At 64.8% G+C, this 20,327-nt stretch carries 19 protein-coding genes; 11 read left to right on the forward strand and 8 right to left on the reverse strand.

The annotated features are described in order from the left end of the window. The first annotated feature begins 45 nt into the window (after positions 1-45). Positions 46-1,929 carry a hypothetical protein gene (locus ABWV53_RS00350; protein WP_353361767.1) on the forward strand — a complete coding sequence of 628 codons (1,884 nt, stop codon included), beginning with the start codon at positions 46-48 and terminating at the stop codon, positions 1,927-1,929. Positions 1,930-1,974: 45 nt separating this feature from the next. Here the strand turns inward: ABWV53_RS00350 and rfbC are convergent, their stop codons facing one another. The 5 genes from rfbC to rfbB are packed head-to-tail and all read right to left on the reverse strand — an operon-like array spanning position 1,975 to position 7,246. Continuing rightward, positions 1,975-2,520, reverse strand: coding sequence for a dTDP-4-dehydrorhamnose 3,5-epimerase (rfbC, locus tag ABWV53_RS00355; protein WP_353361769.1), 546 nt, complete (start codon positions 2,518-2,520; stop codon positions 1,975-1,977). 29 nt (positions 2,521-2,549) lie between these two features. Then, entirely contained in the window at positions 2,550-4,388 is a 1,839-nt protein-coding gene (locus ABWV53_RS00360) for an O-linked N-acetylglucosamine transferase, SPINDLY family protein (RefSeq protein ID WP_353361771.1), read from the reverse strand. Beyond that, positions 4,385-5,272, reverse strand: a complete 888-nt coding sequence (rfbA, locus tag ABWV53_RS00365) for a glucose-1-phosphate thymidylyltransferase RfbA (RefSeq protein ID WP_353361773.1) — start codon at positions 5,270-5,272, stop codon at positions 4,385-4,387. The genes ABWV53_RS00360 and rfbA overlap by 4 nt, the downstream gene beginning before the upstream one ends. A gap of 16 nt (positions 5,273-5,288) precedes the next feature. Then, the gene (gene rfbD / locus ABWV53_RS00370; protein WP_353361775.1) at positions 5,289-6,179 is read right to left on the reverse strand and encodes a dTDP-4-dehydrorhamnose reductase; all 891 of its coding nucleotides are present in this window, start codon (positions 6,177-6,179) and stop codon (positions 5,289-5,291) included. Continuing rightward, positions 6,176-7,246: a dTDP-glucose 4,6-dehydratase gene (gene rfbB, locus ABWV53_RS00375; protein ID WP_353361777.1), complete on the reverse strand. Its 1,071-nt coding sequence runs from the start codon at positions 7,244-7,246 to the stop codon at positions 6,176-6,178. Before rfbB ends, rfbD begins: the two co-directional genes overlap by 4 nt. A gap of 183 nt (positions 7,247-7,429) precedes the next feature. Here rfbB and ABWV53_RS00380 point away from each other — a divergent pair, with 183 nt between their 5' ends. Beyond that, positions 7,430-8,104 carry a TetR/AcrR family transcriptional regulator gene (locus ABWV53_RS00380; RefSeq protein WP_353361779.1) on the forward strand — a complete coding sequence of 225 codons (675 nt, stop codon included), beginning with the start codon at positions 7,430-7,432 and terminating at the stop codon, positions 8,102-8,104. 26 nt (positions 8,105-8,130) lie between these two features. Continuing rightward, positions 8,131-8,925 carry a hypothetical protein gene (locus ABWV53_RS00385; RefSeq protein WP_353361781.1) on the forward strand — a complete coding sequence of 265 codons (795 nt, stop codon included), beginning with the start codon at positions 8,131-8,133 and terminating at the stop codon, positions 8,923-8,925. A 45-nt stretch (positions 8,926-8,970) separates the two neighbouring features. Here ABWV53_RS00385 and ABWV53_RS00390 read toward each other — a convergent pair whose 3' ends face one another. After that, on the reverse strand, positions 8,971-9,747 hold the full coding sequence (locus ABWV53_RS00390) for a type III pantothenate kinase (RefSeq protein WP_353361783.1): 777 nt from the start codon (positions 9,745-9,747) through the stop codon (positions 8,971-8,973). A 195-nt stretch (positions 9,748-9,942) separates the two neighbouring features. Between ABWV53_RS00390 and lysM the strand changes: the two genes are divergently transcribed. The 8 genes from lysM to ABWV53_RS00430 all read left to right on the forward strand — a co-directional run bounded on the left by lysM (position 9,943) and on the right by ABWV53_RS00430 (position 18,729). Next, the gene (lysM, locus tag ABWV53_RS00395; protein ID WP_353361785.1) at positions 9,943-10,425 is read left to right on the forward strand and encodes a peptidoglycan-binding protein LysM; all 483 of its coding nucleotides are present in this window, start codon (positions 9,943-9,945) and stop codon (positions 10,423-10,425) included. Between the two features lie 225 nt (positions 10,426-10,650). After that, complete coding sequence (locus ABWV53_RS00400; RefSeq protein WP_353361787.1) at positions 10,651-12,123, forward strand: UbiA family prenyltransferase; 1,473 nt, start codon at positions 10,651-10,653, stop codon at positions 12,121-12,123. 113 nt (positions 12,124-12,236) lie between these two features. Beyond that, entirely contained in the window at positions 12,237-13,445 is a 1,209-nt protein-coding gene (locus tag ABWV53_RS00405; RefSeq protein ID WP_353361789.1) for an FAD-binding oxidoreductase, read from the forward strand. A 50-nt stretch (positions 13,446-13,495) separates the two neighbouring features. Beyond that, positions 13,496-14,260 (forward strand): SDR family NAD(P)-dependent oxidoreductase, encoded by a 765-nt coding sequence (locus tag ABWV53_RS00410; protein WP_353361791.1) that lies wholly within the window; start codon positions 13,496-13,498, stop codon positions 14,258-14,260. A 3-nt stretch (positions 14,261-14,263) separates the two neighbouring features. Further along, positions 14,264-15,997 carry a hypothetical protein gene (locus ABWV53_RS00415; protein WP_353361793.1) on the forward strand — a complete coding sequence of 578 codons (1,734 nt, stop codon included), beginning with the start codon at positions 14,264-14,266 and terminating at the stop codon, positions 15,995-15,997. A 40-nt stretch (positions 15,998-16,037) separates the two neighbouring features. Beyond that, on the forward strand, positions 16,038-16,976 hold the full coding sequence (locus tag ABWV53_RS00420; protein WP_353361795.1) for an NAD-dependent epimerase/dehydratase family protein: 939 nt from the start codon (positions 16,038-16,040) through the stop codon (positions 16,974-16,976). Beyond that, positions 16,976-18,313, forward strand: coding sequence for an NAD(P)/FAD-dependent oxidoreductase (locus ABWV53_RS00425; protein ID WP_353361797.1), 1,338 nt, complete (start codon positions 16,976-16,978; stop codon positions 18,311-18,313). The genes ABWV53_RS00420 and ABWV53_RS00425 overlap by 1 nt, the downstream gene beginning before the upstream one ends. A 5-nt stretch (positions 18,314-18,318) precedes the next feature. Continuing rightward, positions 18,319-18,729, forward strand: a complete 411-nt coding sequence (locus tag ABWV53_RS00430) for a GtrA family protein (protein ID WP_353361799.1) — start codon at positions 18,319-18,321, stop codon at positions 18,727-18,729. Positions 18,730-18,735: 6 nt separating this feature from the next. Here the strand turns inward: ABWV53_RS00430 and ABWV53_RS00435 are convergent, their stop codons facing one another. Beyond that, on the reverse strand, positions 18,736-19,197 hold the full coding sequence (locus tag ABWV53_RS00435) for a rhodanese-like domain-containing protein (protein WP_502903799.1): 462 nt from the start codon (positions 19,195-19,197) through the stop codon (positions 18,736-18,738). A gap of 81 nt (positions 19,198-19,278) precedes the next feature. Then, the gene (locus tag ABWV53_RS00440; protein ID WP_353361803.1) at positions 19,279-20,325 is read right to left on the reverse strand and encodes a M48 family metallopeptidase; all 1,047 of its coding nucleotides are present in this window, start codon (positions 20,323-20,325) and stop codon (positions 19,279-19,281) included. Between the last annotated feature and the right edge of the window lie 2 nt (positions 20,326-20,327).

A 20,327-nucleotide genomic window follows, 5' to 3' on the forward strand; every position in this document is an offset into this window, starting at 1 on the left:
GAATGGCTTTCCAGTCGATCCCTTGCAATCACCCACAGTCCGCCCATGCACAGCCCCACCCGACGAATCGCCCTTCATGCTTCTGTGGCCATCGCAGCCACTGGCGTCGTGCTGGCCGGCGCGGGCGGAATGTGGCTGCTACAGCGGCATGCCACGTCAGATGGCCTCCGAGCTGATCGCCTGCTTTTGGCGCCCATGATCGGCATCATTGAGCCCTGCATACTCTCGCCGGAGTCCCTTCCAGCTTCGATGCAGGATCTGGCTGCCCGCTGCCAAGGGCCCCAGGGTTCGGCGGCGGCGTTGATCGAATCGACCCTGACGAGCTTGCAGCCCAAGCGGATGCCTCCGGCGCGCGAAGACCTCGGATACACCTTGCCGGTACCGCTTCTGCGGCTCTTCCAACCGACGGCGCAGGGGGAGTGGCAAATCGACGAGGAGAAGGTAGGCCGGCTCGTCCGCACATTGCGCGACAGCCCCCGTCCGGCCATCCTCTATTTGTTCTCCACGCATTTCTCGGCGGACGCCCCCATCGAAGAAGTTTTGTCTGCGGATCCCGCCAACATGGGGCGCACCCGCGATGGTGCGATGGGTACCGACGACTATTACGACTCGAAGGTTTACAACTGGACTTTCGCGACCACCCACAACACCTTGACGCAAAAGCGTGTGCAGGCCGTACGTGCAGTGCTGGACGCCACCTGCCAACTGCCCGAGAAAGACCGAGCAAAAATTCGGGGTGTGACGCTATTGGGCGAGTTGCATCACCTCTTTCCCAATTTTCAGGCGGGCATGGGGTTCGACGGCCGGTATCGCGTTACCGACTACAGCACGGCATCCATCGAAGGTTTTCGCCAGTACCTCTCGGCCGAATTCGGCAGTATCGATTCGCTCAACCGCGTCGTGGGAAGTGACTATGCGGCTTTCTCAGAGGTGGATCCCCCGTCCCGCGACATACGCACCGAGCCGTTGCGTCGCTATGCCGAACACATCGATGCGTTCGCGCATGGCACGCTTCCGGTCTCTGGCTGGGCGCATGTCGAGGGTGTCGACGCAGGCCGGCCTGCGTGGGTCCATCTCTATCGCAACGGTCAATTTGTCGGCAAGACTGCAGTGCAGCTCGGGCGGCAGGACGTTCTGGCAGCCAAGCCGGAGTTCGGAGACGCCAACACCGGTTGGCGCATGGATCTGGATTTCACCCAACTGCCGGCAGGCATCCATCAGCTGGACATATTTCTGGAGGTGCGACCCGGTACATTGGCCCACTTAGGGCGCCGCGACCTGGCGATCATGGACCGGCAGCAGACAACACCGCAGCGCCAGCCGCAGGCAACCTTGCCGTCCAGCCGGCCTGCTGGCCCTGAGTTGCAGGCGCACATCGATACGCCGCAGGATGCGTCTTCCTATTACTACAACCCTCTCGTTCCGCTATGGCATGCGTATCGGGCTCGGCAAGTGGTGGACTATCTGCGGTATTTCGAGCACGAGGTCGCCAACTCATGCCTGGTGGACGTGCCCCGCTACACCCACCAGATCGTGCCATTTACCAACCCGAGCTGGGACGGCAACAAGTTCGCGATCCAGGCATCGCTACGACCTTTGGGATCCATTCGCTTGGGTGTGAGCCTTTATGGCGAGCCCACTTATGGACGTTCTTATTTCGACTGGCTGGCCGGCAGCGGCCATAGCCGCTATGGGATCACTGAATTTCACCCGTTAAAGGCCATGGATGCCGCCTCACTGCAACGCATCTTCGACGCGCATTCACGGCACGGCGCGGACTTTATTTCCTTCTTTGCCGAACCGCGGTGGAACGGTGCGCTGGTTCCCCGAGGGCACAACATGTTCTCCTTCGACCCGGACAATCCCAAGTTCGGGTCGGACCATCTCTACCAGTCCGTGCAACGGTCACTGGCTGCGACTGGCCACTGATTGACGTGCCACCGTCACTAGGCAACCCCTGCACGGTGGCTAACGTCAGGCGAATACTTCCGCTTGACTCAGAGGCACGCCCTTCATGTCCTTGGCCGACAAACTGGGCGTGCCTTCGAAATGCCAGTCGATCGCCAAGTCAGGATCGTTCCAGGCGATGCTGCGCTCGTACTCAGGCGCGTAGTAGTCTGTGGTCTTATAGAGAAAATCAGCCGTGGGACTGAGAACGACGAAGCCGTGGGCAAAGCCTGGCGGCACCCACAGTTGGCGACGATTCTCTTCGCTGAGCTCCACACCCACCCACTGACCAAAGGTGGGTGAACTTCTCCGGATATCTACCGCCACGTCAAACACTGCGCCACTTACCACACGCACCAACTTCCCTTGCGGCTGACGCACTTGGTAATGCAACCCTCTCAACACCCCGCGTGAACTCCGGCTGTGGTTATCCTGCACGAACTGGTACTCACTACGGGTTGCCTCATCAAACTGCTTCTGATTAAAGCTCTCCATGAAGAACCCTCTCGCATCGCCGAAAATTTTGGGCTCGATGATAAGGACTTCAGGAATGCTTGTAGCGGTAATTTTCATGGACTATTCACTTTGTTGGACCGATGACCTTACTCGGCGCCATGGCTCCGCACTTCTTTGACCGAGAAGTGCTGTGGAGCCGAGCCTTGTAGATAAAATTTCATCATCTGCTCATACGCGGACTCAAGATCGTGAGTGAACCCTGCCGCATCGAACAATGCGGAAGTGGATTTCTTCGGCATCAATCTATTTTTGAGGGTCTGCAAGCGTACGGGATCCAGTGCCAGTTCCCGAGCCAGACTTTCGTACTCATTCAGACTGCGTGTGATCAGCTCTGGCATTTCCATCGTGTTGAGCAAACTGGCGGCAACACGGCCTGCAAACGTGTCACCCAGACAACTCACCACCGGCAAGCCCGCCCAAAGGGCATCACTTGCCGTTGTATGGGCATTAATAGGCAACGTGTCCAGGAAAAGATCCGCGAGTTGATGGCGGGCCAGATGACTATCCAGTGGCTTACGGGTAGCAAATACAAGTCGCTGGGCGGCCACGCCACGTAGTTCGGCCTCACTACGTAAATTGCGTGTGACGTCTTCGGAGTCGCTGATCAGCCAAAGCGTACTTTGAGGTACCGATCTCAGCAACCGCATCCAGACGTCGAACAGCTCAGGAGTAATTTTGTAGGAGTTGTTGAATGCAGCGAATACAAAGCCCTCGGCGGGAAGACCTTCGTCACTTCGCCGGCACGTCTCAGGGCTTATCGCTCGCAATCCATCATTGGGCTGATAACAGTGCGGCATCTGCACAATTTTTTCGACGTAGTGTGCTTCATGCTCAAAAGGCGTTACCACCGCATCACCAATGATGTAGTCATACGCCGGGTGCCCCATCGTCCCTGGGTACCCAAGGAAGTTCACCACGATGGAGGCGGGCTTTCTCAGAAGAATCCCGGTGCGCGCCCCGCGCGTATAACCCTTCAGATCCACGACGATATCGATTCCATCTTCCTGAAGCCGCCGAACCACGTCCTCGTCGGCGAGTTCTCGCACCTCGCGAAATTCATCGAATGCGGCTCGGAGTCGCCGTCTCATCGCATCGTCCGAGTCTTGACCAAAGGAATAGGCGAAACTCTTCACCCGCAGCCTGTCGTGCATCTCTAAGACCTGCGCCATCAGGTAGGCCGTCGCATGCTCGTGAAAATCCGCGGATAAGTAGGCAACCCGGATAGGACGGTTGAAACCTTCCTTGACGCAGGAGGCGCTAGGGGCCGGGCTGAGCGGGATGCGGTGGGATGCCACCAATTCGTCAGCAAATTGTTTGGCACACCGGCGATGCTCCGATGGATCGCCAGACAACCACAGCATGTCGAAAGGCGAAGCCGCCAGCTGGCCGGCAGTAAAGCGGTTCAGCACCAACCGACGAACCGATTGCAGTTCCTTCCAATCGCACAATGCCGCAAGTGATTGGGCGAGCCCACCCAATGCGGCTGCATCACCCGGCAAAAATTCCAGAACCTTGCGGTAGGCAGCGCACGCCTGCGCATGGCGGCCCAGCACTTGCAGCATGCCGGCCTTGTTGGACCAGGCTGCGGCGTACCCTGGCCGACGCGCAATGGCCCGTTCGCTCGCCTCGAGGGACTGCTCGAAGCAGCCCAGGTCTTTGAAAGCATTACCCAGGTTGTGGTACGCGACAGGGTCTTCAGGCCATATCAGCAGACTCTGCTGAAAACACCGCAGGGCTTCTCTGGAGCTTCCCTGATGTGCCTTCGCAATGCCCAGCAGATGCCAAGCCAATGCGTGCTGCGGCTGCTCGGCCAGTACGTTGCGGTAGATCGATTCAGCCTTGTCAAACAATCCCTGCTGCTGCAACTGCAGCCCTTCACGAAGGCGCTGGCTCCAGGGATCGACGCTCCCCGCCTGTCGGGTCATGGCCGCACTTGTTCCTTCAAGATGCGCTCCAGATACTTGCCGTAGCCGCTCTTGTACAAAGGTTTGGCCAGACGCTCGAGCTGGACGCTGTCGATGAACCCGCGCCGCCAGGCGATTTCTTCGGGGCAGGCAATCTTGAGTCCCTGGCGATGCTCCAGCGTGGCGATGAACTGCCCTGCTTCCAGCAGGCTTTCGTGGGTCCCTGTGTCCAGCCAGGCGTAGCCGCGTCCCATGATTTCCACGTGCAGTGCGTCCCGCTCCAGATACAGGCGGTTCAAGTCGGTGATTTCCAGTTCGCCCCGCGGAGATGGCTTGAGCTGCCGCGCCAGTTCCACCACATCGCCGTCGTAGAAATAGAGACCGGTAACCGCATAGCTCGACTTGGGTGCCACCGGCTTTTCTTCGATGGACAGCACCTTGCCGTCCACATCGAATTCCGCGACGCCATAGCGCTCCGGGTCCAGCACGTGGTAGGCGAAGACACTGGCGCCGTGCTGTCGCTGCATGGCGTGGTCCAGCAGATCCTCGAAGTCGTGTCCGTGAAAAATGTTGTCGCCCAGCACCAGCGCGCAGGGACTGCCCGCCAGGAATTCTTCGCCAATCAGGAACGCCTGCGCCAGGCCATCCGGGCTGGGCTGCACCGCATACTGGAGGCGGATGCCCCATTGGCTGCCATCACCCAGCAGTTGCTCGAAGCGCGGCGTGTCCTGCGGGGTGCTGATGATCAGGATGTCGCGGATCCCGGCCAGCATGAGCGTGCTGAGCGGGTAATAAATCATGGGCTTGTCGTAGACGGGCAGCAATTGCTTGCTGATGGCGAGCGTCGCCGGATGCAGGCGAGTGCCGGAGCCCCCGGCGAGGATGATGCCTTTGCGTTGGTTCATGGTGGTCCTGACGGAGTTACAGCGTTTCGCGCAGCATCCGCGCCACGCCGGCTTGCCAAGGAGGCAGAACGAGGCCGAACGTGCGCTGGAACTTGTCGGTGTTCAGACGCGAGTTGTGGGGCCGGCGCGCCGGCGTGGGAAAGGCGCTGGTGGGCACGGCGTCCACACGCTCAGATGACGCCTTCAGCGACAGGCCTGCTGCCTCGGCCTGTTGCAGCACGAACCGCGCGTAGCCGTGCCAATGGGTTTCGCCACTGGCGACCACGTGGTAGAGGCCCGCCTTGGCGCGGTCGGCAAGCGTTGCGCGCACGGCATGCGCCGTGACGTCGGCCAGCAGTTCAGCGCCGGTGGGTGCACCGAACTGGTCGTCGATGACGGTCAGGCGCTCACGCTCCCGCGCCAGCCGCAACATGGTTTTGGCGAAGTTGCCACCTCTGGCCGCATAGACCCAACTGGTACGGAAGATCAGATGGTTCGGACATTGCTGCGCCACCTGGCGCTCACCGTCCAGCTTGGTATGGCCGTAGACACTCAGGGGACCGGGTGCATCGCTCTCCAGCCAAGGTCGGGCGCCGCTTCCGTCGAAGACGTAATCGGTGGAGTAGTGCACCATCAAGGCGCCCAGTTCATGCGCGACGCTGGCAATGGCAGCCGGGGTCGTGGCATTCAGCGTGCGAGCGAAGGCTTCCTCGCTCTCTGCCTTGTCCACGGCCGTGTGGGCGGCCGCGTTGACGATCACGTCCGGGCGAAGCCGCCGCACGGTCTCCGCGACGGCTTCGGGGCGACTGAAATCGGCCACGTGCTCCGCGCTGTCGTGGTCCAGCGCTGTCAGCTCCCCCAGGGGGGCCAGGCTGCGCTGCAATTCCCAGCCGACCTGCCCGTTGCATCCCAGCAGCAGCACCTTCATGCGGCCGCCTTGGTGTCGTATTGCTTTTCCACCCATTCGCGGTAGGCGCCGCTCTGCACGTCGCTTACCCAGTCGCGATGGGTCAGATACCACTCCACCGTCTTGCGAATGCCGGTTTCGAAGGTTTCCGCGGGCTTCCAGCCCAGTTCGCGCTCGAGCTTGCGGGCGTCGATGGCATACCGGCGGTCATGGCCGGGGCGATCGGTGACGTAGGTGATCTGGTCCTTGTAAGGCTTGCCGTCAGGCCGAGGGCTCATCTCGTCCAGCAAGGCACAGACCGTGTGCACGATCTCGATGTTGGGCTTTTCATTCCAGCCGCCCACGTTGTAGGTCTCTCCAACGACACCAGCCGCCAGCACGCGGCGGATGGCGCTGCAGTGGTCCTTGACGTAGAGCCAGTCCCTGACCTGCATGCCGTCACCGTAGACCGGCAGCGGCTTGCCCGCCAGTGCGTTGACGATCATCAACGGGATGAGCTTTTCCGGAAAGTGATAGGGGCCGTAGTTGTTGCTGCAGTTGGTGGTGAGCACCGGCAGGCCATAGGTGTGATGCCAGGCACGCACCAGATGGTCGCTCGCTGCCTTGCTGGCCGAATACGGGCTGTTGGGCTCGTAGGCATGGTGCTCCGTGAAGGCCGGCGCATCCGCGGACAGGGTGCCGTACACCTCGTCGGTCGAGACGTGCAGCAGGCGAAACGCAGACTTCTCTTCGCCAGGAAGGCCCTGCCAGAACGCCCGCACCGACTCCAACAGGTGGAAGGTTCCCACCACATTGGTCTGGATGAACTCGCCCGGCCCGTGGATGGAGCGATCCACATGCGACTCGGCCGCGAAGTTGATGACGGCGCGGGGGCGGTGCTCCGCCAAAAGACGGCCGACGAGAGCGACGTCGCCGATGTCTCCCTGCACGAACACGTGCCTTGGGTCGGACTGGAGGGAGGCGAGCGTCTGCAGATTGCCCGCGTAGGTGAGTTTGTCGAGGTTGACGACAGGCTCGTCATGTGCGGCCAACCAGTCGAGAACGAAGTTAGCGCCGATGAAGCCTGCGCCGCCAGTCACGAGAATCATAAAAAGAGAAAAAGTCTGAAGGGCCGGTTCGGCAGGACAGGAATTATCACACCTGCGATTTCTGACCCAGCCGTTGCGAGTTCGGTGTGGTCGCCCCTATGCTGCACTGCAGCGTGTGCATCTCCAGTACGTCGAGTAGAGTGGCTGCGAGCCTTGGACATAACGAGACAGTGGAGGCAGCACATGGCGAAGAAACCGCCGCGCCGCACGGCCGAACGCATTCTGGAAACCAGCCAGGAGTTGTTCAATCGTTTCGGCGAGCCCAACGTCTCGACCACCGCCATTTCGGCCGAGATGCGCATCAGCCCGGGCAACCTCTACTACCACTACCCCGCCAAGGACGAACTGATCAACGCGCTGTTCGCCCGATTTGATCTGGCGCTTGGTGCGGTTTTGAAGGACTGTGGTGCCGCCCGGACGCTGGACGATGCGTGGCGGGGCCTGCGCGCCTTGTTCGAGCTGATCTGGCAGTACCGCTTCTTCTACCGTGACCTGAACGACTTGATCTCGAGGAACCGGCAGCTCGAAGCCGCGGTTCAGCCCGTGATCGGCCATCAAATGCAGGCCATGCAAAGCATGCTGCGCGGCCTGCGTGCGAACGGCGTGCTGGACATGGACGAGCAGCACATCGCAGACACCAGCACCAGCATGGTCGTGCTGGTGACCTACTGGATCAGTTTCGACTACGTGCGCAACCCTCGGCATGCGCTGGAGCCAGCGAGCGCCCAGCAGGCCTTGTTGCGTGGTGTGCACTTGGCAATGAACCTGTTGACGCCTTACCTGCCTGCAGAACAGCGCAGTCGCCTCGCGATGCTGGCTTCCCCCGCCGAACCCGCGGACATGGCGCTGCCGGCCTGACTTTTGGTCCACCGGGAAAATACCCCATGCCCCACTGGATCCCGTTTCGCTCCACGGCGGACTTCACCAGGGACGCTGCCGATTTGCGGACTGCCTGGCCCCAGCTGCATGCGGGCGACGCCGAACCCTGGCCCCACGATGCCGATGTCCTGCACGCCTGGGCGTTGTTTCATGCGGGGCAATTCGAGCAAGCACGCCACGCAGGGCTGACAGCAGGCCCGGCCGGGTGGACGGCGGCCAACAAGGCCACGATCGTCTACGCCCTCTACCTGGAGCCAGATGCGCGCCGCCAGCTCGAACTTCTGCGGCAGGCGGCGGAACGTGCAGAGCGACAGGCACTGGAAGAACCACGCAATCCCAATGCGCGGTTCTGGCAGGCATATGCACTTGGCCGCTGTGCCCAGCGCGGCAGCGTGACGAAGGCTCTGGCGGAAGGGTTGGGCAGCAAGGTGCGGGATCTGCTGGCGGAAGTGCTGGTGCTGGAGCCGGGGCATGCGGATGCGCGGCTGGCCTTGGGCACCTTCCATGCCGAGGTCATCGACAAGGTAGGCGCATTGGTGGGAGGCCTGGCCTTCGGTGCGCGCACGGACACCGGCTTGAAGCTGTTCCAGGAGGCGCACGCCATCGACCCACACAGCATCATCGGCAGGCTGGAGCACGCCCGGGCGCTGGTCATGCTGGAGGGCGATGCAGGCCGACAGGCGGCGATGCGGCTCTACGAATCAGCGGCCCGGGCCCAGCCCCGCGATGCCGCCGAGCATCTGGCCCTTTCATTGGCACAAGCCCAGTGGTTGCAGTGCGTGCCTGACCCCTCTGCCTGAAGCGCCCCGTGGCGGCGCCATCAGTTGCTCAGGGGCCGGTCCCTCTCACGCCGCTACCGGCGCGAATCTGCGGGCGGCGATTTCCAGCAAACCGTCGAAGATCAGGTTCTCGACCAGATCGAACGGGCGCGTCATGCTCGGCGCCATCTTCCAACCCGCACCACCGGTCATCATGCAGGCGGGCTCTTCGCCGCAGTGGGCGGTGACGTGCTGCACCATGCGCTCCACCGCTCCGGCGATGGCGTAGGTGCCGCCGCTCGTCAGCGCGTCACTGGTGTTGGTGGGAAAGAGACGTACCTCGCCGGTGGGAACATGCAGCCCTGCCGTACCTGTTTCCAACGCCCGCAGCATGATGCCGTGCCCGGGCAGGATCAGGCCGCCCATAAAGCGGCCTTCGGCGTCGATGGCGTCCACCGTCACAGCCGTGCCCACCATCACCACGATCAAGGGCCGCGCCCGCCCTCCGGCCAGCATGCGATGTCGGGCGCCGATCATGGCCACCCAGCGGTCCGAACCCAATCGGGATGGATGGTCGTACCCGTTGACCAGCCCGGCCTCCTGCGCCGACGACACGACCCACTGCGCCGGAACGTCCCACAGCTCCATCTGCTCGACCACCCGGCGCTTGACCGCGTCGCCGGCGACCACGCAACCCAACATGCGGGTGGGCGCAGGCAGTCCCGCCCACGCACCGTCGGCCAGCCGGTCGATGTTGTCCAGGAACTCGGCACCGTGGGCTCGCATGGGCGCCGAGGCATGCGGTGCGTCGAACAGGGCCCACTTGAGACGGGTGTTGCCAACGTCGATGGCCAGAAAAGTCATGGGCCGATTATCGTGAGTTTTGCTTCCACGCCCCGGCGGAGGCGGAGCGAAGGTAACGGGGGCGACAGACCGCCCCGAGGAATCAATCGTCCATCTAATGTCAAAAATGCACTTTCGGCATACTTTCCGACAGCCTGGTGCGCAGGCGCCCCGGTACATTGCAGCCTCGTTCAACACCACCGGAGGAATGAAGCCATGGGTCTTTTCAATTTCATCAAGGAAGCCGGAGAAAAACTGTTCGGAGGCAAGGACGCGCACGCGGCCACCGCGGCTGCGCCCACCCAGGACGAACTCAACACCAAGGCCAGCAAGGCGATCGAGACGTACATCGCTTCGCAGAACCTGGGCACGAGTAACGTGCAGGTGGCGTTCCAGGGCCCCGAAGGCAAGGTCACCGTGAAGGGCGAAGCGCCCACGCAAGCCGCCAAGGAAAAGGTCACCCTGTGCTGCGGCAACGTGGCGGGCGTGACCAGCGTCGACAACCAAATGAGCGTGACGAACCCGGAGCCCGAAGCGCAATACCACGACGTGGTGCGCGGTGACACCTTGTCCGCCATCGCCAAGAAGTTCTATGGCGACGCCAACAAGTACCCCGTCATCTTCGAGGCGAACAAGCCCATGCTGACGGACCCCGACAAGATCTACCCCGGACAGAAGCTGCGTATCCCCGCGCTCTAAGAATGAAAGGCAAGGCATGCCCATCACGGCCTGCCTTCCCCCCCCAACTCGCCTGTCGCGGACAACGCACAGGCGTTTTGTTTTTGGGATGGCTTTCTTCCCCTGAACGACGTGGTGCGCACATGCGCACTCTGGCCGAAGACGAAATCCTGGCCTGCTCCAGCCATACAATCCGCCGGCCCTCGTACACAATCCGAAACATTGGCAATCTTTGAAAGTTATCCGTTGAACACCCTTTCGGGCACCGCAGCGACGGCCGACCCCTCCATTCCGCTCGTGGTCGATCTCGATGGGACCCTGATCCTCACGGACATGCTGCACGAATCGGCTTTGCAACTGGCGAGAACCCGTCCAGCCACCGCATTGCAGATGCCCGCCTGGCTGGCGGGCGGCAAGGCGGTGCTCAAAAAGCAGATATCCGATCGCACGCGGATCGACGCCGCCTCGCTGCCGTTCAACGAACCATTTCTGGCTTGGCTGCGAGAGCAGAAGGCGACGGGCCGCCGCCTGGTGCTGTGTACGGCCTCCCATGCATCGATAGCGCATGACATCGCTCGCCATCTCGGCCTGTTCGACCAGGTGATGGCCAGCGATGGCGTGCTGAACCTGTCCGGGGCGTACAAGGCGGATGCCCTGGTCAAGACTTTCGGGGCGCGGGGCTTCGACTACGCCGGCAACGCGGGCGTGGACCTGGCCGTATGGAAGGTGTCCCGCCAGGCCATCGTCGTCAATGCCTCGGACACTGTCGCTGCGAGGGCTCGCGCGCTCGGCAACGTCGTCCACGAGGTGCCTGGTATCCGGGGCGCACGGCGTGCGCTGCTGTGGCTTCGTGCCATGCGCGTGCACCAGTGGCTGAAGAACCTGCTGCTGCTCGTGCCGCTGCTGGCCGCCCATCGGCTGCAGGATATCGACTCTCTCGCCACGCTGTCGGTGGCATTCCTCGCGTGGGGCCTGTGCGCGTCGTCGGTCTACATCGCCAACGATCTGCTCGACCTTGACAGCGACCGGGCGCATCCGCGCAAACGGCTCCGCCCGTTCGCAGCGGGCACGTTGTCTTCGTTGCACGGCGCGATCGCGGTCCCCCTCCTCGCGGTAGCGAGCTTGTACCTCGGAGCCCTGGTGGGGCCGCAGTTCCTGGCCTGGATGCTGGTCTACCTGGCGCTGACCTGGGCGTACTCGCTGTCGCTCAAGCGTATTGCGCTGCTGGACTGCATCACCCTGGCCTGCCTCTATACGCTGCGTATCGTGGCCGGTTCGGTCGCGGCCGATCTGCCCCTCTCCTTCTGGCTGCTGGCGTGCTCGGCCTTCCTGTTCCTGTCGCTGGCCTTCGTCAAACGCTATGCCGAACTGCTGGTGCAGCAGGCAGCCGGCAAGACACGCGCCCACGGCCGTGGATACGAAGTGTCCGACGCATCGATGGTCCAGTCGTTAGGTGTCGCGGCCGGCTACACCGCCGTCGTGGTGCTGGCGCTCTATCTGAACAGCGCCACGGTGCTGGTCATGTACGACACGCCGGAACTCATCTGGGGCGCCGTGCCCATCATGTGTTTCTGGGTCAGCCGCATGTGGCTTTGCGCGGCACGCGGCCAGATGCACGACGACCCGCTGGTGTTCGCTTTCAAGGACCGCGCCAGCCTGGTAGCCGGCGCGCTCTTTTGCGCCGTGCTGATGGCAGCCAGCGCGCATTACCCATGGTAATCGCCCGCTCGTGGGGCCGACTCTCCGCGGACCACCACACGCTGAGCCCCCTGACCGATCATCCCCCGAAAGCGCTCCCGCTGCACTCGGGCGGCCGCGGCCTCGCACACGGCATGGGCCGCAGCTATGGCGACGTGGCCCTGAACCCCGGCGGAACGCTCTGGCTGACCGCACCGCAGGATCGCATGGTGTCCTGGGACGAAACCACGGGCGAGCTGACCTGCGAGGCCGGCGTGTTGCTGCGCGACATCCAGCAGGCCTTCGTTCCCCGCGGATGGATGCTGCCGGTGACGCCGGGCACGCAGATCGTCACCGTCGGCGGTGCCATCGCCAACGACGTGCATGGCAAGAACCACCATGTGCAGGGCTCGTTCGGCGACCATGTGCGCTGCCTCGAACTGCTTCGCACCGATGGCGAGCGCATCCGCTGCGGCCCCCAGGTGCAGAGCGACTGGTTCACCGCCACCGTCGGCGGCATGGGCCTGACCGGCGTGATCACCCAGGCGACGTTGCGGCTGGTGCGGGTGCCCGGCGCCTGGCTAGAGACGGAGACCATTCCCTACCGCACGCTCGGCGCTTTCTTCGATCTGGCCGACAGCTCCGAGCAGGCGTGGGAGCACACGGTGTCGTGGATCGATTGCCTCTCCGCTCGAGACAACGGACGCACGGTGCGAGGCATCTTTCTGCGCGCCAACATGGCGCGCCCTGAAGCCGGCGAAGCGCCGCATGCGGCCCCCGCCGCGCTGGGTCGACCGCTCACCGTGCCGTTTGCGCCACCGATCTCGCTGGTGAACAGCGCCACCCTGCGGCCCTTCAACGCCGCCTACTACCATCTGAACCGCCGCCGCGCCGGCCGTGCCCGCCAGCACTACGTTCCTTTTTTCTACCCGCTCGACAACGTGCAGGAATGGAACCGCATCTATGGCCGCGCCGGGTTCTACCAGTACCAGTGCGTGGTGCCCCACGCCTCGGGCCCGCAGGCCATCGCCGCCTTGCTGCAAGAGATCACCGCCACGGGCCAAGGCTCGTTCCTCGGCGTGCTGAAGACCTTCGGGCAGCGCGAAGCGGTGGGTCTGATGAGCTTTCCGCAACCTGGCGTCACATTGGCGCTGGACTTCCCCAATCGGGGCGAGAGCACACTGCAGCTGTTTGCACGGCTCGACGGCGTCGTGGCCCAAGCCGGAGGCCGGCTGTACCCGGCCAAGGATGCGCGCATGCCGCGTGCGCTTTTCGAGTCCGGCTACCCGAAGCTCCCCCAGTTCCTGCCGTTTCGCGATCCCGGCATCCAGTCGGCGATGTCGCAACGGCTGATGGGTTGGTGACCGCCGTCATCCTTCGACGCCGCCGACTCCCATGCCTTGAATCCTTTCCCATGCAGACCCCATCGCACTTCAACACCATCGTCATCGTGGGCGCCACCTCGCTCATCGCCCAGCATTGCGCGCGCCAGTGGCTGCAGGCCGGCCCCGCCCGGCGGATGGTACTTGTGGGGCGTGACGCTGCGCGGCTGGATAGCGTCGCCAACGACCTCCGGGTGCGGGCGCCGCAAGCCACCGTGGACATCGTCGAAGCCGACCTGACGCAGGCGGCTTCCATCGACGCCATGTCAGCGGAGGTCCATGCGCTCTGCACGCCGGACGCCGTACTCATCGCGCATGGCGACCTGCCGGACCAGGCTGGCTGCCAGCAGCGGTCCGCCGAAGCGCAAGCGGCCATGGTCGTCAACGGGCTCTCGCCCGTGCTATGCGCCGAAGCCTTTGCCCGCTCCATGCAGTCGGTGGGCCGAGGCACGATCGGCATCATCGGTTCGGTGGCGGGCGACCGCGGCCGCAAATCCAACTACGTCTATGGCGCTGCCAAGGGGCTGGTGGAGCGTTATGCCCAAGGCCTGCAGCACCGCTTCGCGGGCACGGGCATCGCGGTGGTGCTGATCAAGCCCGGGCCGACCGACACGCCGATGACCGCGCACCTGAAGGCCAGCGGGGCTCGGCTCGCCAGCGTGGAGTCGGTGGCCGCGGCGACCATCAACGGCATGGAGCGGGGCAGGCCCGTCGTGTATGCACCGGCCAAGTGGGCGCTGATCATGCTGGTGATCCGCAGTCTGCCCCGGGCCATCTTCAACAAGATGGACATCTGAGCCATGGCTACGTGGTCATCGCGTCGTCTGCAGTGGACTCCCTGGGCGGTAGCGGCACTGCTGCTCTACGCCGGCTGGTTCGTGCTGGCCACGGCCGTGGCCGCGTGGCGCGCCTACACACCCGTGCCGGTGTGGGATATGTGGCACTTCGTCAGCTTTCTGCACAAGGTCGCGACGGGAGTCGGCTGGCCGGCCTGGTGGGAACAGATGAACGAGCATCGGCTGGTGGTCACCCGTGCGCTTTTTTGGTTGGAAAGCCATGTCTTCGGTGGCCGCTTCGTGTTCCTCATTGCGGTGAACTACCTGCTGGCCCTGACGTCGCTAGCGACGCTTCATGCCTACCTGCGCGCCCGTGCGGTTTCGCTCACGCCGTTGCAAAGTGTGTTGTCCTGGGTGGTGATGGGCGCGTGGCTCCTGTCGTGGGTGCAACATGAGAACCTGGAGTGGGCCTTTCAGAGCCAGTTTTTCCTGGCCCAGCTGGTTCCGCTCATGGGCTTTTACTGCCTCTACCGTTCGACGCAAAATGGCAGGCATCGTGCCTGGTTCGCCGCCGCCTGCGCTCTGGGGGTGATGAGTATCGGCACCATGATCAACGGCATCATGGCGCTGCCGATGATGGTGCTGTATGCCCTGCTGCTGCGCATGGGCTGGCGCCGGACCAGTCTGCTGCTGGCTCTGACGGCGGGATGCATGGCGCTCTACCTGCTGGACTACAAATCACCCGGGGGGCACGGCAGCCTTCTTGCCACGCTGCAGCAGCGACCGCTCGGCATGGTGCAGTACATGCTGCAATACCTTGGCAGCCCGTTTCAACGGCTGTTCCGCCTGGAAGAGCATATGTGGGTTGGTCAGGTGTTCGGCGCAGTGTTCATCGTCCTCGCTGCTCGCCAGGCGATCACCGCGCTGCGCTCGCCGCGGACGCGCGCCCTGGAGCTTTCGCTGTTGATTTTCATCGCTTATGTCTCGGGCATCGCCTTCGCCACAGCAGGCGGACGACTCGGGTTCGGCCTGGTCACCGCGATCTCGAGCCGCTACACGACCCCCACCATGATGGCCTGGACCGCGCTCGCGATCCTCTATTGGCCCGTAATCTCGGCGCTGAGGGGCAAGGCGAGGGTGCTGTCCGTGGTGCTGCTCGTGGTGCTGCTCGCGTTGATCATGCAGACCCAGATGCGTGCCACACGCAGCACCGACGTACCCCACCTGCGCATGACAGCCGCGCTGGCACTTCTGCTGGACGTGCACGATGCGAGGCGTACGGGCATGCTGGTCTGGGACGAAAGTTATGCAGTCCGGCTGGCCCTCATCGCCGCGGATCACGGCATCGGCGTGTTTGCCCACCCTCCGCTGGCTGGAGCCCAGCACGCCCTGGGCCGTCAGGAACCCTTACCGCCACCCGCCTGCCGCGCCACCATCGACAGCGTCCAGCCCATTCCACAAGACCCGCGTTTCCTGCTGGTGACCGGGGCCCTGCTGCCGGACGGCCACCCCGTGCAGGCTTCCATCTTCAATCCCATCGCCCTGCACGTCCTGCAACCTGACGGCACGGTGGCGGGCGTGGGCGTCAGCGACCGCTGGCGCAAGCGGCATGTGGCGGGCGAAGGCTCGCCGCGCCTGCCCCACCTGACCTTCACCGCCTACCTCCGGGCCGCTCCTGCCAGCCTGCCGGCCACGCTGATGCTGACCGCGCCGGGCACGCCCTGCTCCGTCAGCGTGGCGCTGCCGGCAGCGCAGTAAAAAGCCCCGGCCCCCGCCCGCACAACGCATCCCACACGCCATGCATTCACCCAAGATCATCCTCCCCGGCGGCGCCGGGCTCGTCGGGCAGAACCTCGTCGCCCACCTGAAGCTCCACGGCTTCCACAACCTGGTGGTGATCGACAAGCACGCGGCCAACCTCGCCATCCTGCGCCAGATGCACCCCGACATCGTGACCGAGCTGGCCGACCTGGCCGAGCCCGGCGACTGGGCGCGCCACTTCGACGGGGCCGACGCGGTGGTGATGCTGCAGGCGCAGATCGGCGCGCCGCAGCTCGAGCCCTTCGTGCGCAACAACATCACATCGACCCAGCACATCCTCGCGTTGATCCAGCAGCACCGCATTCCGCACACCGTGCACATCAGTTCGTCGGTGGTGGAGTCGGTCGCGCAGGACCATTACACCGACACCAAGCGCAAGCAGGAAGACATGGTGCTGGCCAGCGGCATTCCCTGCATCGTGCTGCGGCCCACGCTGATGTTCGGCTGGTTCGACCGCAAGCACCTGGGCTGGCTCTCGCGCTTCATGCGCCGGGTGCCGGTGTTTCCCATTCCCGGCAGCGGCCGCTACATGCGCCAGCCGCTCTACGCGGCCGACTTCTGCCGCATCATCGTGCGCTGCATCGAGGAGCGCCGCGTGGGCGGCGTGTTCAACATCACGGGGCTGGAGAAGGTCGACTACATCGACATCATCCGCACCATCAAGGCCGCCACCGGCGCGAAGGCCGCCATCGTGAAGATCCCCTACGGCCTCTTCTACGTGCTGCTGAAAATCTGGGCGCTCTTCGACCGCGACCCGCCCTTCACCGCTGACCAGCTCAAGGCCCTCGTGGCGCACGACGAGTTCGAGGTGATCGACTGGCCCGGCATCTTCGGTGTGCGGGCCACACCCTTTGCCGAGGCCATCCACGAAACCTTCCACCACCCGGAGTACAGCCGCGTGGTGCTGGAGTTCTGATGAACGCCGCTACCTCTTCGACGGCCGCAGCCGGCCAGCGCATCGCCGTGCTCGGCGCCGGCCCCATGGGCCTGGCCGTGGCCTATCAGCTCGCACGCGACGGCCACCGGCCGGTGGTGTTCGAAGCCGACGACCGCGTGGGCGGCATGACCGCGATGTTCGATTTCGACGGCCTGCCGATCGAGCGCTACTACCACTTCCACTGCACCTCCGACCACGACTTCCTGCAGGTGCTGGACGAGTTGGGCTTGGGCGAAAAGATGCGCTGGCGTGCCACGCGCATGGGCTACTGGTTCCAGAAGCGCCTGCAGGCCTGGGGCAACCCGGTGGCGCTGCTGCGCTTCCAGGGCCTGGGGCTGGTGGCCAAGTTCCGCTACGGACTGCACGCGTTCCTCTCCACCAAGCGCAACGACTGGAAGCCGCTCGACGGCGTCGAGGCCACGGGCTGGATCCGCCGCTGGGTGGGCGCGGAGGCCTACGAGGTGCTGTGGCGGCGCCTCTTCGAATACAAGTTCTACGAGCACACGGGCAACCTCTCGGCCGCCTGGATCTGGAGCCGCATCCGCCGCATCGGCCGCTCGCGCTACAGCCTCATGCAGGAAAAGCTCGGCCACCTCGAAGGCGGCTCCGCCACCCTGCTGGACGGCATGGCGGCGGACATCCGCGCGCACGGCGGCGAAATCCGCCTCTCCACGCCCGTCACCCGGGTGCGCATGGAGGCGGGCCGCGTGCAAGGCGTGGAAACGGCGCAGGGTTTCGAGGCCTTCGACAAGGTGATCAGCACCGTGCCCCTGCCCTTCGTGCCGCGCCTGATGCCAGATCTTCCGCAGGACGTGCTCTCGCGCTTCGCGGCACTGAAGAACATCGCCGTGGTCTGCGTGATCGCCAAGCTGCGCAAGCCCCTCACCGAGAACTTCTGGCTCAACGTGAACGATCCGGACATGGACATCCCTGGCCTGGTGGAATACAGCAACCTGCGCCCGCTGCCGGAATCCATCGTCTACGTGCCGTTCTACATGCCGGGCGAGCACCCCAAGTACGCCGAGCCCGACCAGGCCTTCCTCGACAAGGTGCGCCGCTACCTGCGCACCATCAACCCCGCGCTGCAGGACGATGACTTCCTGGCGATGCGCGCGAGCCGCTACCGCTATGCGCAGCCGATCTGCCCGCCCAACTACCTGCAGAGCCTGCCGCCCGTGCAGCTGCCCGTGCAGGGCCTTTGGGTGGCCGACACGTCGTATTACTACCCCGAAGACCGGGGCATTTCCGAGAGCATCGGCTTCGGCCGCCGCATGGCGCGGAGCGCCGCCGCCACAGCGCCGGCGGCCGGCGCCTGAACCGCATGCTGGCCCTCTTCCGATCGCGCCAGTTCGTGGCCTTCCTGGTAACGGGCGGGCTGGCCGCGCTCGCCAACTTCGGGGCGCGCATCGTGCTGAACCAGTGGATGCCGTTTTCCTGGGCGGTGGTGCTGGCCTACGGCGTGGGCATGGTCACCGCCTTCGTGCTGGCGCGTGCCTTTGTCTTCACCGACAGCCGCCAGCAGACGCACAAGTCGATGCTGTTCTTCGTGCTGGTCAACCTCGTGGCCGTGGCGCAGACCTGGGCCGTGAGCATGCTGCTGGCCCGCTGGCTGCTGCCGGCACTGGGCGTGCACCGCTTCGTGCCGGAAATCGCCCATGCCGTGGGCGTGGTGGTGCCGGTCTTCACCAGCTACCTGGGGCACAAGCGCTGGTCGTTCTCCAACCGAGGATGAACGACGTCAGCCCTGCCGCCACGGCAGGCCGCGAAAGCGCCAGCCGCCACGCCGGTTGCGGTGGCCGTTCTCGTCGGCATCGCCTTCGAAGCCTTCCAGCACGTTGTAGGCGGTGATGCCCAGCTCCGCCGCGCGGCGGGCCGCGGCGACCGAGCGCACGCCGCTGCGGCACAGCAGCACGGCCTTGCCCCCTGGCGGCACGGCAGCGCGCAGGGTGTCGTCGAAGGCGGGGTTGGGCGTCATGCCGGGCCAGTGCTTCCAGGGCGCGGCGACGGCGCCGGGCACGAAGCCGACCCAATCGCGCTCCGCATCGGTACGCACGTCGACCAGCACGGCCTCGCCCGACTGCACCCAGTGCCAGGCGAGCTGCGGAGACACATCGCCCGCATAGCCGTCGGCGGGCCGGGGGCCGTCCAGCGCGGCGGAACCAGAAGAAAAAGCAGCAGCGTCTTGGTGGATCGAGGTCATGCGCCGCATTCTGTCAGAGGCGACCGCGGCCCCGGCCACCGCATGGGCAAACGCCGGAGAGGCCATCGCCGCCTCGCCCGGTCACTCCCAGAGCGGCGCCGGCTGGTCGCGCAGCTGGTTGCGCAGGCCGGCGTAGTCGGGCATGACGCTCGCCACCGTGTCCCAGAACCGCGGGCTGTGGTCCATCACCCGCAGATGGGCCAGCTCGTGCGCCACCACGTAGTCGATCACGGCCGGCGCGTAGTGCAGCAGCCGCCAGTTCAGGCGGATGGAGCCGTCCGTCTTGGCGCTGCCCCAGCGGGTTTCCGCACTCGACAGGCGCAGCCGCGTCCAGCGCACGCCCAGCAGCGGCGCGAAGTGGTCGAGCCGCCGCGTGAAGTGGCTGCGCGCAGCCCGCATCAGCCAGGCCTGGACGGCGTCGCGCACCTGCTCGGGCGAGGCGCTGCGCGACAGGCCCACGCGCAGGGTGCGGGCCGGCGCGGCCGCGCCACCGGCCGGGTCCGCCGCCGGTTCGTCGACCAGGGCGGCGCCCTGGCCGGTGAAGCCGTGCGTCGGGTCCAGCACCACCGTCAGCGGCGCGCCCAGGTAGGGCAGCACGGCACCGTCGCGCCACACGATGCGGCCGCTGGCCTGCTTGTCCTGCCGGGTCTGGGCTTCGGCCAGCTTGCGCAGGATCCAGTCCGACTTCTCCTGCAACGCCTGCTCGATGCCCGCGATGGTCACCCAGCCGGGCGCGCGCACGGCCAGGCCGTCCGGGCCGACGGTGAATCCGATGCTGCGGCGCCGGGCGCGCTGCAGCGCATAGCCGATCAGCGCGTCGCCCAGCAGCACCTCGCGCTGCGCGCGCGGGTGGCGGAAGATGGCGGGAGCGAGCAAGGTGCCGAGCGGCTCGGCAGGCGGCGCAGCAGCCGGCCGGGCCGCAGGTGGGCGATTTCGCTCCGCTACTTTTTTTATAGCGTCTGGCCCAGGTGCATCAAGCGCTGGAGGCCGATTTTGGTCTGAATTCACCCTAAGTGCGCCGGCGTCTGGCGCATGCGGTGCCGGTGCAGGCGGCCGGGCCCCGGGCGCCGTGGGCGCGGGCGTTCCGCCGCCCCACAGGTCCAGCGCCAGTTGCACCAGCCGCTGCATGG

This window comes from Acidovorax sp. FG27 (assembly GCF_040365715.1).
Taxonomy (GTDB): Bacteria; Pseudomonadota; Gammaproteobacteria; order Burkholderiales; family Burkholderiaceae_C; genus Paracidovorax.